The organism is Shewanella cutis (assembly GCF_022410515.1).
GTDB classification, from domain to species: domain Bacteria; phylum Pseudomonadota; class Gammaproteobacteria; order Enterobacterales; family Shewanellaceae; genus Shewanella; species Shewanella cutis.
The window spans coordinates 88,452-104,375 of record NZ_JACSDI010000023.1 but is presented as its reverse complement, the minus strand read 5'-3'; the positions used below and the strand labels follow the sequence as shown (position 1 = coordinate 104,375).

The following is a 15,924-nucleotide window of genomic DNA, read 5'->3' as shown; positions in this document are numbered from 1 at the left end:
ATCAATTTAGGTGCAGGGTTTACCTATAGCGGTCTATTGGATGACAGGCTGACACTTGGTGGGAATTATCAATTCTCCAACTCCGCAAGCGATACCTTAATCACCTATAACGAGGTCCAGCCATACGGTGATTACTACTCCTATAACCACAGTGTCGAGCTCTATGGTCGCTACGCTCTGAGTGAGCGTATGGGGCTCAAGTTAAGTTATCAGTACGAGCGTTATTACGACACTGACTATAGCCAATCCGCAGTCAATAGCATTCCTGGGTTAATCACCCTAGGCGACTTAAACCATAACTACAACGCGCACTTGCTGATGTTTACCTTCAGCTACCTGCTGCCTTGATTGATAAGAGGTAAAGACAATGGAACGCAGAAGTTTTCTAAAAATGAGTGCAGCCATGGGCTGTGCAGCAACGGTCACTGGCTGTAACTCGGGTTCAAGTGATGTGAATGTGGTGCCACCTAAGCCACCAGTAGGCGATGAAGTACAAACTTGGTCATCTTGTTTGGTTAACTGTGGTTCAAATTGCCCCATCAAAGTATTTAGTCGTGATGGCATCATTACCCGTATTGAAGCTGATCATGAAACTAGCGATGAATACGGCAACCACCAGATCCGAGCGTGTGCCCGAGGACGTTCGCTGCGTAGCCGTACTTATGCTCCTGATCGTTTACGTACACCTATGAAGCGTGTTGGTAAGCGTGGGGAAGCGAAGTTTGTGCCAATATCATGGGATGAGGCTGCTTCAACGATTGCGAGTGAAATTCAACGTATCGCCAGTAGTTACGGTAATAAGTCGATTTTAAAGATATATGGAACAGGGGCTTATTATGGGTTTGCTAGCTCAGCGTGTTTTGATCGTGTGCTCAATCTGAACGGTGGATTTCTTCAGTTTTATAACAACTACTCTTGGGCACAACAAATTGATGCAGCAGCTGCGACAGGTTTTAGCAGTACATCGGGTTCTTCTTTAACGGCGTTATACGATAGTGACCTGTTCCTCGGTATTGGCTACAACCCAAGTGAAATGCGTCAAAGTGGGTCGGGTGAAGGATATGATTTCTTAAAAGCACTTGAGGCGAATGCTAACCTTGAAGTGATTATGGTGGACCCACGTTATACGGACTCAATGGCGGGTAAAGAAAGCCAATGGTTACCGATTAGACCAGGAACCGATGCGGCATTTGCAGAAGCGATTGCCTATGAAATGATTAGCTCTGGATGGGTTGATACGCATTCCAAGGCATTTTTAGATAAGTACTGCGTTGGATTTGACAAGGCCTCTCTTGAAAAGCTTGTCGCTGAATTTACCGCAAGTGGCGATCCTAAAAAGACTCAATATTTGCCTTATATCGACGTTGAAGACAACTATCGCAACTACATTCTTGGTGAAGGTAAGTTTGTCGATAATGGCCCAAGAACCCCCGCCTGGGCAGCTAAAATCTGCGGAATATCAGAAGCAAATATTAAATCTGTCGCTAGCAAGATTATGAATGCTAAAGCACCGTTTATTGTGACTGGTGCTGCGATAAATCGTCACGCTAATGGTGAACAAGCCATGCGTGCTTGCTATATGCTTTCATTCCTAACCGGAAAAGTAGGGCAGTCAGGCGTAAGCAACGGCGCACTACCTTATCAAGGCAGTTTAAACCGTGCAGGTATGAGCGGCGGTAGTAATCCTGTTAAAGAATCTATTTCGTGCTTTATGTGGTCAGAAGCGATTGAGCGTGGCCATGAAATGACCGCCCGTAAAGATGGACTTCGTGGTACCGCAGATCTAGATACTCCGCTTGGCGCGGATACTAAAGCAGTATTTGCGCTTAATAGTAATATTTTAATTAATCAACATTCCGACTGTAACGGTACCGCTAAAATCCTCGAAGATGACAGCAAATGTGAGCTTATTGTCGTGTGTGATTGCTGGATGACACCGAGCGCACGTTATGCAGACATCTTACTGCCCGATACCACTTGGTTAGAGTCGAATGACCTCCACAAACAGCGCAAATACCAATGCTCAACCTACCTTCCCTAATAGTTACGCTGAAGCACAAAAGATTGGTGTGTTCCGTGCGTTTAGTAAGACGCCAGTACTTGCACTCGATAGCTATATCAATGGTGGTAAAGCGGTGAGCACACCATCCGGTAAGATAGAGATTTACTCACTGTCGATGGCGCAAAAGGGTAAAGACTGGATCTTTAATCCTAATGTTAAAGGCGATTACATCACTGCAATCCCTATGTATCAACCCACATGGGATGGTTATGAGGATGAAGATACTAAGGATGATTATCCTCTGCAGCTTGCGGGTTATCACACCAAGGGGCGTACACACTCAAGTTATCATAACGTGCCGTGGCTGCGCGAAGCCGCAGAAGATGCAGTATGGATGAACCCAACTGATGCCTTAGGTCGTGGTTTAAGAAGCGGCGATAAAGTACAGATGTGGAACGAGCGTGGCACAGTTGAATTACCTGTACGCATTACCCCAAGGGTTGCTCCAGGTGTTGTGGCTTTAGGCCAGGGCGCTTGGTATCAACCTGATATCGCCCGGATTGGAAGGAGCGGACACCCAATCGATGTTGGTGGCTGTATTAATACGTTAACTCGTTACCAGCCAAGCCCTTTAGCAAAGGGAAACCCACAACACACCAATCGTGTGCAGATCGTCAAGGCATAAGGGGTAGATGAAAATGACTCAACAAACACAATATGGTTTCTATTTCGATAGCAGCAAATGTACTGGCTGTAAAACTTGTCATATTGCCTGTAAGGACCGCATGACGGGCTTGGTTCGCGCGAAAGATGATGTGATGAATAATGGTGTCGCTAATTTGCCCGGTATTATTTGGCGCCGTGTTTATGAATATGGTGGTGGCAATTGGTCGCAAAACGTCGATGGTAGTTTTGAACAAAATGTCTTTGCCTACTACATGTCTATTGGTTGTAACCATTGCAGCGAGCCTGTGTGTGTTAAAGCCTGTCCAACAGGTGCAATGCATAAGCGCCGTGAAGATGGCTTAGTCCAAGTTGCCACTGAACTTTGTATTGGTTGTGAAAGCTGCGCGAGAGCCTGCCCATATGATGCACCACAGCTGGATATCGAGCGAAAGGTGATGACCAAATGTGATGGTTGCAGCGATAGACTCGCGGAAGGTAAAAAGCCTATTTGCGTTGATTCGTGTCCTTTACGGGCACTCGACTTTGACACTATGGATAATTTACGAGCGAAATATGGAGAGGGTGATGGTCATATTGCACCCTTACCATCGCCCTCAATTACTTCACCAAATTTGATTATCAAGGCCAATCGAAATGGTCAACCAGTTGGTGGTAGTGGGCAATTATTAAACCCTGCTGAAGTGTAATAATAAGAATGGGGGGGCTTAGGCTTAGCCCCCTCATTTTTCTTCGTTTGTAAAGGAACACTATGCCAACAATCAACACGGGTGATTACCAAACTTGGGGTGCAATCGCCAAAGTGCTGCATAACATCCTGTACTCGTATCCTAACATGCCGTTACTGACACAATTTAAGCGAGATGAGTTAGCCACACAGTGGCCAGAGCTTGAACTCTCGCCAGGTGAGCAATCAGGAAAAGCTTTGCTAAGTAGCTATTTGGCTCAATGGCAGGACGATGAATCGCAATTAATCGAGCTTCAATTAGATTATGGGCAGTTATTTTTTGGCCCTGGCGATCCTAAAGCTGCCCCCTGGGGATCGGTATACACCAGTGAGGGCCAGTTATTGAATGAAGCTTCGACTCAAAATCTGGTTAGCTTTTATAACACCCATGATATCGAATTATCTCTGAAGCGAAATGAACCCGTAGACCATTTAGGTTTGATTTTATTAGTGTTGCAATACTTGTTTGATGAATTAGCGTTAAATCCCAATGACACACAAAAGGTGCGAGTCTGCACGCTATTGTTGCAACAACATACTTTACCTTGGGCGGGACGCTGTTTGGCGTTAGCTGAACTTCATGCAAATACTGATTTTTATCGTGGCATATCGATGCTTGCTCAAGTGTTTTTTGCACATTTAGGTACGAAGTTTAACGTGATACCTCAACCAGTAAAGCTCTATCGCTAAAGGTTCGCTCATGACGTTTGTGACAGCAGTGAGTCATCAATGGTTAAAAGCCCAGCTTGCCTATCGACTTCAATTGAGTTTGGCTGCTTGTGAAAATATTCACGACTTATGTTGTGGCGGTACGTCATTAGCGTCAGTCACTAATATGATGTCTGCGGTTATTTTTATTGAAGGTCAGCCACAATGGCTAGTTCTCGATAAAGCAATGAGTGAGCAGAAATTGCCTGATAATATGGTGCTGCATTGTTTTTTTGAGTGCTGTAGAGTTCTATTTATCAGAGAATTATCACATCAATCTCTAAGTCAATCTGAACAACTTATTTTTGCCTTAGCTGAGGTTTGGTGAAAAAAACACATGGATAATCAAGAGCTTAGTAATATTTCTAAATCAATTTGTTCAATGATCGAGCGTTTATCTAAACAGCTAATTATGCATCGTTTACAGTTGCGTACAAATACACGAAATATCGGTAATTAATTTATGAATTGGTAACACGCCTTGTTAATGTATCTTCATATGTTTTAAGGTTTTAACCAAGACAGATTCCGTATGTTGTTGAGACATTTGTTTTGAATAATGTTTGCACAAAAACAATACTTCTTATTCACTACAAAAAGTATAAATGATTACAGATTTCCATGACATGTTTAAGAAGTAATAAAAAAGTCATCAAGCGATATGTACATCATCAAGATAAACAAAATCTTGAACATGAAGCGCTATTATCATAACAAATGAGATGAATGTATAAAAACTCCAAAATTCTAGAGAAAAACCAAGTTGCTTTCTATGAAAACGGATTGTTTACTTTTTTGATATATTGTCTTGCTCTTTGTTTGATTCAGTAATTAAAATCAATTTGAATACATGCACTGAATAATTAAAAATTTAATCATTGCAAGTGGTTATATGTATTGCAAGCTACATGTCTTCAAGCAGAATTAGCGACGTGTATTTTAGGCTTTTAAAATAAATATTTTCTAGAAAACCATATAATTTAATATTTAACAAGGAGATATCATGAAACTTTCTGTTTCCATTCTGTTTCTATTCTGTTTTTTACAGAGTGATATGCTAATGGCTAGAACTATTGATGATTTATTTATAAAAAAACTATCACAAGCTCAATACTCCAAAAAAGGTGCACAAACTTGTGTTCAGTGTCATGAAAAGGCGATGCAAGGATTTTTAAGTTCTGTTCATGGAAATAAATCTATAATTGGCACTCCTGCTACTGGGATTGAATGTGAAGCTTGTCATGGTCCGTTAGGGTTGCATGCCGAAAACCCAAAAAACAACCCGATGTTACGTTTAGGCGACATGAAAATTGCTAATGCTAGTGCTAAGTTACAGAATCAAATGTGCTTGCGCTGCCATGGTGATCAATTCCCTCTAGAAACAACGCCTTGTGCAGCATGCCATACCAATATCCATACCGACAATGCAATCCCTGACACTCAAAAGCAAACATTGTCTTGTCTTGAATGTCATCCACAATTACAAAAACAAGTTCGGATGAAATACAATCATGGTCTTGTTGATGATAAAGGTACTGATATTCTCCAAGGATGTTCAACTTATTGTCATGCTGCTCATGGTAGTAAATGGGCTCCAGCATATAAAACACCAGCATTAAACACACCATGTTTCAAATGTCATATTGAAAAACAAGGACCATTTAAAAAAGAACATACAGGCTTTAAAGGGGATTGCATAAAATGCCATGACCCACACGGAACAGAAAGTGCAAGTTTACTTAAACCTAATATTAAAGATATTTGTGCGGAATGTCATGTTGAAAAAATGATGTTTGAAAACATTAGTTCGGAACAAGTTCACGGACATAACTGATATTTAAACTAATAAACATTATTATCTATCATAACTTTCGACATTATTAAAATTATGTTGATGGTTATGTTAGGTATAAATTAAGGTTACTGATAATGCAAAAATCGACTCGGTTTATGTTGTCCATGGTGGCAACGGCTATCGCACTATCTCAAACTAGCGCCTTTGCCGCAGAGCAAGAAGATGGCATCAATGTTGGCGGTGCCGTACGCGTCAACTATGGCTATCGCGATTATGATGAAAAATCGAAAGATAAAGGCGGTGACTTTAACTTCGATATGGCCGCGATTAAATTCGATGGTAAAAAAGGCGATTTCGGTTTAGCGGCGGAATACCGTTTTACCTCAGGCACTAACTATATCAAGTATGGTTATGGCTACTACAACATTGACCCAGATTGGCAACTGCAATTTGGTATCAACAAAGTGCCCTTTGGTAACCGCGAGTTCATCTCTAACAGTTGGTGGTTTGGCCTGCCTTACTATTTAGGCTTTGAAGATGACCATGATATCGGCTTAAAAGCGACCTATGAGAAAAACGGCTGGCACACAGATTTAGCGTTTTATAAAAACGCCGAATACGGCCCAACCGAAAACAAGCGTTATTCGACCGACTTGTATACCGGCACCATCAACGGCACGGAATACAATAACGAAGAAACCAACCAACTTAACGTACGCCAAACCTACACCGCCGAATACGAAGGTGGCGCAACCACTTTTGGTGGCTCAGTACAGGTCGGCCAAATCTACAACAGCAAAACTGGCAATAATGGCGACCGCTATGCTGTAGCACTGCATTTAGACAGCAGCTACAACGGCTGGAACCTACAAATGCAAGCCATGCAGTATGAATACAACGCTGCAGATGCTATCGACGACAACAAAATTGGCGTATCGGTAGTGAGCTGGCAGTACGAAATCGCCTCAAAAGGCCAAGCCTATAACATCAACATTGCCAAAACCGTTAACACGGATTGGGGCAGCATTAAGTTTTATAACGACTTTGGTTTAATGACGCCTGATGTTGATGACGATAGCTACGACAACAGTATGCAAAACGTCACCGGTATGGCGATTTCAGCTGGCCCAACTTACACCATGATTGACTTTGTCATGGGTAAAAACATGACCTTCTCGACCGCCAATAACGACCACGTTGGCCTACCAGAAGTCGGTAACGATTGGGATAAACGTATCAACATCAACTTTGGTTACTACTTCTAATATTTGTGCAGTTTAGGATGCTCTGTTGCAAAGTTAATGAAGTGACGGCTAGTGGTTTAGTGCCGCTTTGCAGTTACTTTGTCAGCCTCAAAAGTGAATCCACTGGCATCGAATTTGTCGATTCAACTAGCATCAAAGTGTGTCATAACTTACGTATTCATCGCCATAAAACCTTAGCGGGGTTGGCGTGCAGAGGTGGCACCATGGGTTGGTTCTATGACTTTAAGCTGCATTTGATTGTGAATCATCAAGGTGGAATAGTGGCGGCAAAAGTGGAGTGACGCTAGTGAATGTACATGACACAAAACCGGTGAACGAGATGGTGCACCGTGATATGGATAAACTCTATGCAGATGAGGCTATATCCGTCACTGTCCAGCGAATTGCTAGATTAGGCAACAACTTAAGTAAATGACACAGAAATTTGAATACTACCGTTAATCGTAGAAATTTTAATTCAACATTTACTAATTTGAGTTAAAAGTTTAACTCTGAAATACTCAAAAGTGAACAAATGAATCACTCTAGGATGACTGATTCACTTAAGCCCCTAAAACCCGTTCTATAGTCTCATTTGCAACTATTCTGGGGCGGTTTTTCTCTTAAGATGAATCAATCAAATCCCCAGAGAACGGATTGAAGTCTATGCAAAACTCTGATAATGCCTCTGAAATGCGCCTGTTCACGCCTGATGGTGACCGGTTGTATTTAACCGCGGAAGAGCGGCGGCGCTTCCTTGATGCCAGTGCCTTAGAATCGCCAAGCAATAGGATGTTTTGCCATGTGCTGCATTACAGCGGTTGCCGTCCGTCTGAAGCTTTGGCTATGACGCCCAGGCGCGTGATGATCAATGATAGTACAATTATGATCCACAGCTTAAAGAAATACAAAACCGACCAACAAAGTGGGTTGAAGCAAGCTCAGTTCCGGAGCATCCCTGTGCCCTCTTCCTTAATTGAACACTTGGATCTGGTGTTTGGTTTACGCTCACAATTGCGCCGTGATTTTGTTATAGATGTACCTTTGTGGTCAATGAGTCTGCCCACGGCCTACCGCTTGATTAAACGGGTGATGGATAGAGCGGGAATTGTGGGGGCGCAAGCGACAGATAAGGGGCTACGCCATGGTTTTGCCGTTGCGCTGGTGACAGCTAATCCTCCAGTACCATTGCATGTGATAAACCAACTGATGGGGCACAGAGACAGCAAAACCACAGAAATTTATCTGCAGGTTCTGAGTGAGTAACGACACAGCTTAATGACGAATGCCTAGACGTGATTATTTCAATAGTATGGCCGTGGCTTCATAGAGTGTAAAAAGAACTGTGTAAGTGGCATTCTATCCATGTATTTGAAAGGAATAAAAGAATGCCAGTATCAGACCAGCTTATCGATCAGTTATTAGCTGATTACGAATCCCCACAAGACCTGCTTGGTGAGCAAGGAATCCTTAGGTGTAGCAGCTTGCACACATAATCCCTTCGGCGCGATTACATCCGTCAAACTGGGCTCACATTAATTGACAATAAGCAGATCCGCCGACTCAGATTAACTGCTAATGGGCGCAGATTAACTAACAACGGGCTTGCATTTATCTTGGTGGACTCACATTAATTGCCAATAAGCCAAATTCCCCTTAATCAGAAGATTTCTATGATGACTGACAATAATAGGCGCTGCTATCGGTGTATTTCAAATTCATCGACTATGTTTTCAGCGCCATTTATATCACAAAATGCGGTTGAAGCAGTATATAGGCAATTCAGAAAGTTAACCCAAAAAAAGGGCTGTTTTGCTAACGAGAACAGATTACTCAACCTGCTTTACGAGAGTATATTGAAGGCTTCTGAGAGCTGGAGGCATCTCATCCAAAACTGGAATTTGACGCTATCACAGCTCTCAATCCATTGTGAGGGGCACTTAGAAAACCATATCGTTCTGTGAAATTAACCTGACATAGAATTATGAACAACCTAAATTGCAATGTTTCGTTTTCTTTCCTTTTATTTGACAGTAACGGAATAAGAGTAATTAGTGATGAATGTTTTCTTGAAAACGCTATTACTTGTCACTCCATAAGCGTAATCTGATGCAGCAGTGACTCCTTCTAGAAAACCTAGCCCATAAAGAGATTTAAATAGTTCCATCTTATTTATGTCTTTAAAAGCACAAATTGCAATTTCTGCATCTCTATCACCATATACAGCCCAATCACATTTTTTTGACAAAAACATTAATAAATCAGCGTTATAAGCGATTGCATCTGCTTTACTATCTTTTGGATAATGATGTAATCCAGCTAAGTAATCTTTGTGAGTGTCTGTGTTCAAAAACTCAATTGTTCCAAAAAAATTAAAGTAGTGTCCATAATATTTTTTAGGGTCAGGGGCTAGAGAGGTTATCCAAAATCCATTCTCACCAATTTTTAACGAATACTGTTGAAGATACTCAAAAAATATAGGCATTAATAATTCATCAAACGTAATAAATGAAAAGAACTTAAAAGATGGGTCGAAAACGTTATCTGGTAACGTCCTTGTTCTATTGATAACTTTCTCAATATACGTGTAAATTAAATCATAATCACTTTCATTTGTTATTGCTTTCATCTTCTAATCCTCTTCACCCAAGCGTATTTTGGCTACAGGCTCTTCCTTCTTAAATACTTCTGCAGCAGGTCCTTTGGTTGATTTGGAATAGTCTCTCGTTGAATATCTATCATCACCTTTAGTAAAATTATTTACCCTCCCATCTTTTGATGTTGATTGACTAAAACCATTATCTTTGAGATTTTTTTCAAATGCGCTTTTTGGAACATCTGTTTTAAAGTTTGGTAATTTAGATCCAGACTTTGTAATGTTCTCATACTTAGAAACATTCGTTGGCGATCCAGCAGAACCATCACTAGTTGGTACCGAGGCAGTATCCATTACAACTAGAGATGTTGCAACCAATGGAGAAACCTCAGCAGCTACAGCGGTCAATACAACAGCACCAATAATTGCGGCACCAGTGTGGGCATCTTGGTGTTGTTGGATACTTACGCCATCTGGTCTGTTCAACCAACTATCTGCAGCTTTCCCATCAGGGTCAGTGTATCTATAAGGATTATTATTCCCATAGGCATAGCGGTTAAAGTTATGGACATCCTTAAACCCCATCGGGTCATTGGCATAAAATCTACCAATCAGCGGGTCATAGTAGCGGGCCTGCATATAGGTCAGACCTAAGTCTTTATCTTGCAGATGACCGGTATAACCAATCCCTTCCTTATCACCGCCCAAGCGTTTACCAAAGGGCTCATACTGGCTGCGGCTAATAATATTGCCCGAGGCATCCGATTCCGCCACCACTGAGCCAAGCATATCCGTGTGCTGGTAACGCACCGTTGCGGCTTGAATTGAAGCACTGATAAAAAGCAATGATAAAAAGCTTAAAAGCGCCCACGTCCTCATGAGTAATCCTTTATTTCTATTCATCACATATCACTCCCACCACCAATTCCACTTGCTGTTGCCTGTACTGTTTTTTCACCGCCGCCTCCGGTGCATGTCATTGTTATTTGATAAACAGTACCATCACCTGCAAGCAATCGATTGCCACTAACTCCAGATAATGACTCACTCCCGCGATATACACCGTTCATGCTTTTCTCGACAGTTCCTGAGCATGAAGTAGCATTAGTACTACTCCAAGTCACTTGATGTACCCAAGTATCAACAACCTCAGGACACTGCATTCGAGGAGGACATGGAGTGCTCGATAATACCCATTGAACACTTAAACTAATATCCACAAGGTTGGAGTTATCCACCTCAGCCACTAACTGCTTACCAAGATAGATACCATCCGTTTTTGTGCCATTAGCCGCTAAACGGTATAACAACTGTCCCGCTTGGCTGTATACACTGTAATGCGCGCCATCGGCTTTGGTTTGTTTAACTCTACGATTATGCCCATCATACTCATAGCTCATTCCCTTCGCCGCGGTCATTTGCTGACCGAGGTTATAGTCCAAGCTATAGCGACCATTGTGGGTCACATTGCCGCGCGCATCGTATTGGTAACCATAGGCATAGGCACCGGTAAGATTGTTTAAGCGATTAAGCGCATTGTAATGGTAGTGAATGGTGGAATTATTCAGGCTACGGCTAAGCACGTTACCCAGTCCATCATAGTCGTAACGGCCAGTGCCCCACTTACCATCGGCAGACTTAAGCCGGTCTACCCCATCATAACTCAGGTTATTGATGTTATTGCTGGAATTGACGCCATCAATCAAGCGAACAAGGTTGTCGTTATAGTCATAGCTGGGGTCTAGGCTATTTTTCAATGAGCCCCATTTGCTATCCGTTAGGACATCTATTCGACCGGTGCTATCTAATGCCACATCACGAATGATGCCGTTACCATAGGTAAATCGCTTAATTTGACCATTGGGGTGGTAACTCACCCCCGTCGCATAGCTGGCGGCTTTGGTCGCTTGACCCAAAGCATTGGGCGCATAGTTAATCACTGCCCCGGATGGGTATGTGAGGGAGCTTAATCCTCCAAGATGGTTATATTCCCAGTCCAGCACAAATTGCTTACCATCAATGGCAAGGGTTTCTTTCTCAATCGTATTTAAACTATTGTACAAATAGCTCCAGTTTGCAGTCCCTGCCAGCAAGGTCGCTAAGTTACCATTAGCATCATAACTGTAAGTTTTATCTGGGGTACTATCGGGGAAGTTCTCGGTTCGTAACTGCCCTAAATTATCATAAGCAAGCAATGTCTTATGTGTTGCTGGTACGGCAGCCGCATCACAGTCTAAGGTTGAACCAACAGTCCCTTCTGCACGCCATATCTGTTGGCGCTGTCCATTGTAACCAAATGCCGAAATTCCCGTTTCAGGGCGGATTTGTTTACACAACTGCTGATAGGCATCGTAAATCCGCGTTTCGACAACACTACCTTGACGAATACGGGTTATCTGCTCAAACACGTTATAGTCAATGGCGATATCATCCGTATCCGGCGCTTCGATTAACGTCGGCTTATCATAGGCAGGCTCACCAAAGGCAAGATAGGTTGTAGTGGTGGTGTTATTTTCACCATCCGTCACCACCACTTTATTACCTGAGAGGTATTCACGCCGACTAACACTGCCATCACTGGTGCGCGTTTGGCTAATAATGCGGCCCAGCGCGTCATACTCGGTTTCCATGCCAATACGGTTGCCAGCGTCCGAACTGGGGAAGCTGGATAAGGTCTGTCTATTGTCATGGTCATAGGCCATGACTTGGTATCGTATTGTTGAAGCATTCGCGGTATCAAGTTCGCGGGTCAATATAGGTCGCAGTAAACTATCATGATAAATACGTTTTTCGTAATTACCTTGGGAAATGGTCTGGCGTAGGCTGCCCGCTGTTACGTTAGTCGCGCCGATGTCATCCCCTAGGCTGGTCACCATCGCATAACTGATGACTTTGTCAGTCCATTTGGGGTCAGCGTAATCAATCTTGGTTAGCCAACCGACAGGGTTATAACTGTATGAGGTTTTATTGCCATTAAAGTCAGTGACGCTGCCGGTTGTGCCGTCAGCATTCACCTCTAGTAATGCCACGATAGTATTGGCCGTACTGCCATTTGCGGTATTACAACCATTAGTGGTGGCACAAGGAAGGGTAATTTTACGTGCTTTACCACGGTAATAGCTTTCTTGTCGCGTATATTTGTTAGAATCAGCAAATGTAGTTAATAACACATTACCATCAGAATGATAAGTATAGCTTTTGACTAATTTTCCATAATTTAATTCATCACTTACCTGAGGTATACTTTGGGGGCCTACCTCTTTAAATATATAACTAACAATAGATTTGCTAGTGTTAGAGTCTGCAATTTTTATGTTTGAAATTTGATTGAGATGCCAATTCTTTAAATCATGGAAATAATCAGTAATCTTTACCTTTTCAAAATTAGAAGGGCCATACTCTCTTTCGTTTATTACAGCATCAAACTGATTGTATGTGTGATTTTTCACATAAGAAGATTGATTTTCAGTAACAGTTTCCGATTTTACCAATGGATAGTATTTTAACAAATCTTCATGTTTTGAATAGTCTTTTTGAACTCCTTTGAAGCTACTACGATCATAGGTGTAAAATATTGTTCTATTTGGTTCAGCTGTGTTTTTATCATACACTTCTATCGCTGAAACACTTCCAAAGAGGTAAGTTCTTGATTTTCTGCTTATAAAATATTTTAATGAACTATTATCAGGATTGTTTACTGTAACTGTTTTTGTATGTTGACGATTGACTCCACTTGGAACGGAACCAGTTAAATAACTCTCATTTGGTCCATAATTATCTTCTATATCAAAAGCACCTAATGTGTTAGAATAATCATAAGACCATACATCACTGTTGTTATCTGATGTGATCGTTTTTTTCACTAGTGCATAAGTATAATGACACCTTCTCTCATCAAGCTTTATACCTTTTGAGGTATGTATATTTGATTCATCACTCCTTATATATTTATAAGTAAGCTCCATTTTTAAACCATATGGACTTTTAATTACCATAGGTATAAGTCGAGATTCATCAGGATTAAAAGCTCTACTACAAGTGTATCGTCCACTTGAATCACCAACATGCTCAACATCTGTTGAATGTAAATCGTATGTCCAGGTTTTTCCATCAGGCTGTATCACTACTAAGTTAGTATATCTTTGCAACTCTCTATGATTTGGGTTTAAGATAGTGTTTGTATATTTCCAAATACGCCCTGCAGAGTTAATAATTGTATCGTTCCCCATTCTAGATACACTTAACTCCCTACCGTCACTACTAATAATCTTTCTTAATGATAAATAGTTATATGTGTCACGATCAATATCTGATGGCTGTGTATGGTCGTATTCATATTTTACCCAATTACCAAACTTATCCTCTATCTTACTAACAAATAGAGAGTATTCTGCATACTTCATATCGAAGGGATTTATAGGTTTACCAAAAAAATATTGGCTTGTCGTAGTTTGTCCAAGAAAATAACTCAAAAGTGGTAAGTCATCCCCTCCTTTTATTGTGCTTGGGAAACTACCTATTTGGTCAAAATAGTATATTAACCCCTCTGGTGAAATAGCTTTAAAACCATTAACACCATTTTCTGAAGAAAAACACTCAACTTTCCAATTTGATTTAGTTATATATTTTGCAGAAGAGTATAAACTGTTATTTATATCTGGAGTTAGTAGTTCATCGTCACTCACTTTTCCAGGAACACTTATTTTTTTCTGGGAGAATGCCCAACCTCTATTCAGGCCTTGAATTGATGTATCTGATGTTAAATCTGCCGATTGTTCATTCCCACTACAATATTGACCAACCTTCCATGATAGAGGTAAGTTACTATCGTTTTCATTTGTATATGGATATGATGTATATAAAGATGATGTTCTTGCATAGCCTAACCATATTCTAGGCACATCCTCTAACCACCCATGAACAATGGGAAAGTTAGTGTTATACTTAAGCCTATAGCTTACTTCTATCGGAAAATTGCCAGGGATATCACCATCATTACGGGTAAAGCTTACTGAACCTGATGAAATATCAAACTTTTCTCCCATATTTCCTTGGAGATCAATTTTTTGACTATCAAAATTTTTTACTTGATCTGTTACTGAGTATTCTTCTGCTTCGGGATGAAAACAAGTAAAAAGTATCATTGATAATGTTATTATACGTAAAATCATCCTTATACAATCTCCTTTACATTAGTTTTTTGAATTTTGATGATACGAAAAACCCTTGTTACATAAAGGTTAAATTAATACAATTTACTAACACTTTGCGAAAGTGGTTAATTTTTCGTATCACTACAAACCTATGTCAATTAACTTTTAATTTACTTTTGTTTATACATTAACTAATTTTTTATATCAATCTATAAAGTTGTGGCCAAATTTAGTTGATCATATTCAGTGTTGAATTATTCCCCCATCAAGTTCAGACAAACGACCGTTTTATTGGACAATTTCAGCCGTACTTAACCGTTCGGTTTATTCCACCCAAATTCGTTCATCAAACTGGTTGATGAAATCAAAGTTCATAACCATACTTCTTCACAGTGTTAAGTGAACTATGGGTAGGTTGTATGAAAATAGGTTACTGCCGGATCAGTACAAAGAACCAGAGCTTCCATCTGCAGGAAGATGCATTGAAAGCGGAAGGATGCGAACGGCTGTTTAAAGATATTGTCTCTGGCGTAAAATCATCACGCCCTGGATTGGACGACATGTTGGCTCAGCTTCGCCCCGGGGACGTGATTGTGGTGTACAAACTAGATCGTCTTGGTCGATCACTCAAGCACCTCGTTGAACTGATCAACGAGTTATCTCAGCGTCAGGTCGGCCTTAAAAGTTTAAACGACCCAGTGGACACCACCACGGCACAGGGACGTTTGATCACCAACGTGTTTGCCTCTATTGCTGAATTTGAGCGAGATTTGATCCGCGAACGAACTCGAGCAGGTCTGGCTGCGGCAAAGGCCCGCGGACGCCGTGGCGGACGTCCATCTGGTTTGAAAAAAGAAGCCGAAGCACTCACCATCGCGGCTGAAGCACTCTATAAACAGGACAGTCTCAGCGCACAACAGATTGCAGATAAATTAAGCATATCTAAAACAACACTCTATAAATACTTGCGTCATCGAGGCGTGGAGATAGGCAGCTACAGTAGAAGGTAACGCGT

General features: G+C 41.3%; 11 protein-coding genes and 3 pseudogenes. 11 read left to right on the top strand and 3 right to left on the bottom strand.

What is annotated here, in order from left to right; translation table 11 throughout:
* From H9J30_RS19585 to H9J30_RS19540, 10 genes and pseudogenes are all read left to right on the top strand, one after another.
* Positions 1–348, top strand: a 348-nt coding sequence (locus H9J30_RS19585; RefSeq protein WP_240132527.1) for an MtrB/PioB family outer membrane beta-barrel protein, incomplete at its 5' end; no start/stop codon positions are given.
* Between the two features lie 19 nt (positions 349–367).
* Positions 368–2,687, top strand: a pseudogene (locus H9J30_RS19580) (DMSO/selenate family reductase complex A subunit).
* A gap of 13 nt (positions 2,688–2,700) precedes the next feature.
* Positions 2,701–3,375 carry a DMSO/selenate family reductase complex B subunit gene (locus H9J30_RS19575; protein ID WP_037425569.1) on the top strand — a complete coding sequence of 225 codons (675 nt, stop codon included), beginning with the start codon at positions 2,701–2,703 and terminating at the stop codon, positions 3,373–3,375.
* Positions 3,376–3,437: 62 nt separating this feature from the next.
* On the top strand, positions 3,438–4,103 hold the full coding sequence (locus tag H9J30_RS19570) for a TorD/DmsD family molecular chaperone (RefSeq protein WP_240132526.1): 666 nt from the start codon (positions 3,438–3,440) through the stop codon (positions 4,101–4,103).
* Between the two features lie 10 nt (positions 4,104–4,113).
* The gene (locus tag H9J30_RS19565; protein WP_240132525.1) at positions 4,114–4,449 is read left to right on the top strand and encodes a hypothetical protein; all 336 of its coding nucleotides are present in this window, start codon (positions 4,114–4,116) and stop codon (positions 4,447–4,449) included.
* 675 nt (positions 4,450–5,124) lie between these two features.
* Positions 5,125–5,955 carry a cytochrome c3 family protein gene (locus H9J30_RS19560; protein WP_240132524.1) on the top strand — a complete coding sequence of 277 codons (831 nt, stop codon included), beginning with the start codon at positions 5,125–5,127 and terminating at the stop codon, positions 5,953–5,955.
* A gap of 92 nt (positions 5,956–6,047) precedes the next feature.
* On the top strand, positions 6,048–7,181 hold the full coding sequence (locus H9J30_RS19555; RefSeq protein WP_240132531.1) for a porin family protein: 1,134 nt from the start codon (positions 6,048–6,050) through the stop codon (positions 7,179–7,181).
* A 38-nt stretch (positions 7,182–7,219) separates the two neighbouring features.
* Positions 7,220–7,539, top strand: a pseudogene (locus H9J30_RS19550) (transposase); the annotation flags it as partial.
* A gap of 287 nt (positions 7,540–7,826) precedes the next feature.
* Complete coding sequence (locus H9J30_RS19545) at positions 7,827–8,426, top strand: tyrosine-type recombinase/integrase (protein ID WP_240132523.1); 600 nt, start codon at positions 7,827–7,829, stop codon at positions 8,424–8,426.
* Between the two features lie 427 nt (positions 8,427–8,853).
* Positions 8,854–9,124 (top strand): annotated as a pseudogene (locus H9J30_RS19540) (IS256 family transposase); the annotation flags it as partial.
* A 59-nt stretch (positions 9,125–9,183) separates the two neighbouring features.
* Here the strand turns inward: H9J30_RS19540 and H9J30_RS19535 are convergent.
* From H9J30_RS19535 to H9J30_RS19525, 3 genes are read right to left on the bottom strand one after another with little or no spacing between them, the layout of a single operon-like run.
* Positions 9,184–9,789, bottom strand: coding sequence for a hypothetical protein (locus H9J30_RS19535; RefSeq protein ID WP_240132522.1), 606 nt, complete (start codon positions 9,787–9,789; stop codon positions 9,184–9,186).
* A gap of 3 nt (positions 9,790–9,792) precedes the next feature.
* Positions 9,793–10,659: an RHS repeat-associated core domain-containing protein gene (locus H9J30_RS19530; protein WP_240132521.1), complete on the bottom strand. Its 867-nt coding sequence runs from the start codon at positions 10,657–10,659 to the stop codon at positions 9,793–9,795.
* Entirely contained in the window at positions 10,659–14,927 is a 4,269-nt protein-coding gene (locus tag H9J30_RS19525; RefSeq protein WP_240132520.1) for an RHS repeat domain-containing protein, read from the bottom strand. Before H9J30_RS19525 ends, H9J30_RS19530 begins: the two co-directional genes overlap by 1 nt.
* 401 nt (positions 14,928–15,328) lie before the next feature.
* Between H9J30_RS19525 and H9J30_RS19520 the strand changes: the two genes are divergently transcribed.
* The gene (locus tag H9J30_RS19520) at positions 15,329–15,919 is read left to right on the top strand and encodes a recombinase family protein (protein WP_240132519.1); all 591 of its coding nucleotides are present in this window, start codon (positions 15,329–15,331) and stop codon (positions 15,917–15,919) included.
* Positions 15,920–15,924 lie beyond the last annotated feature (5 nt).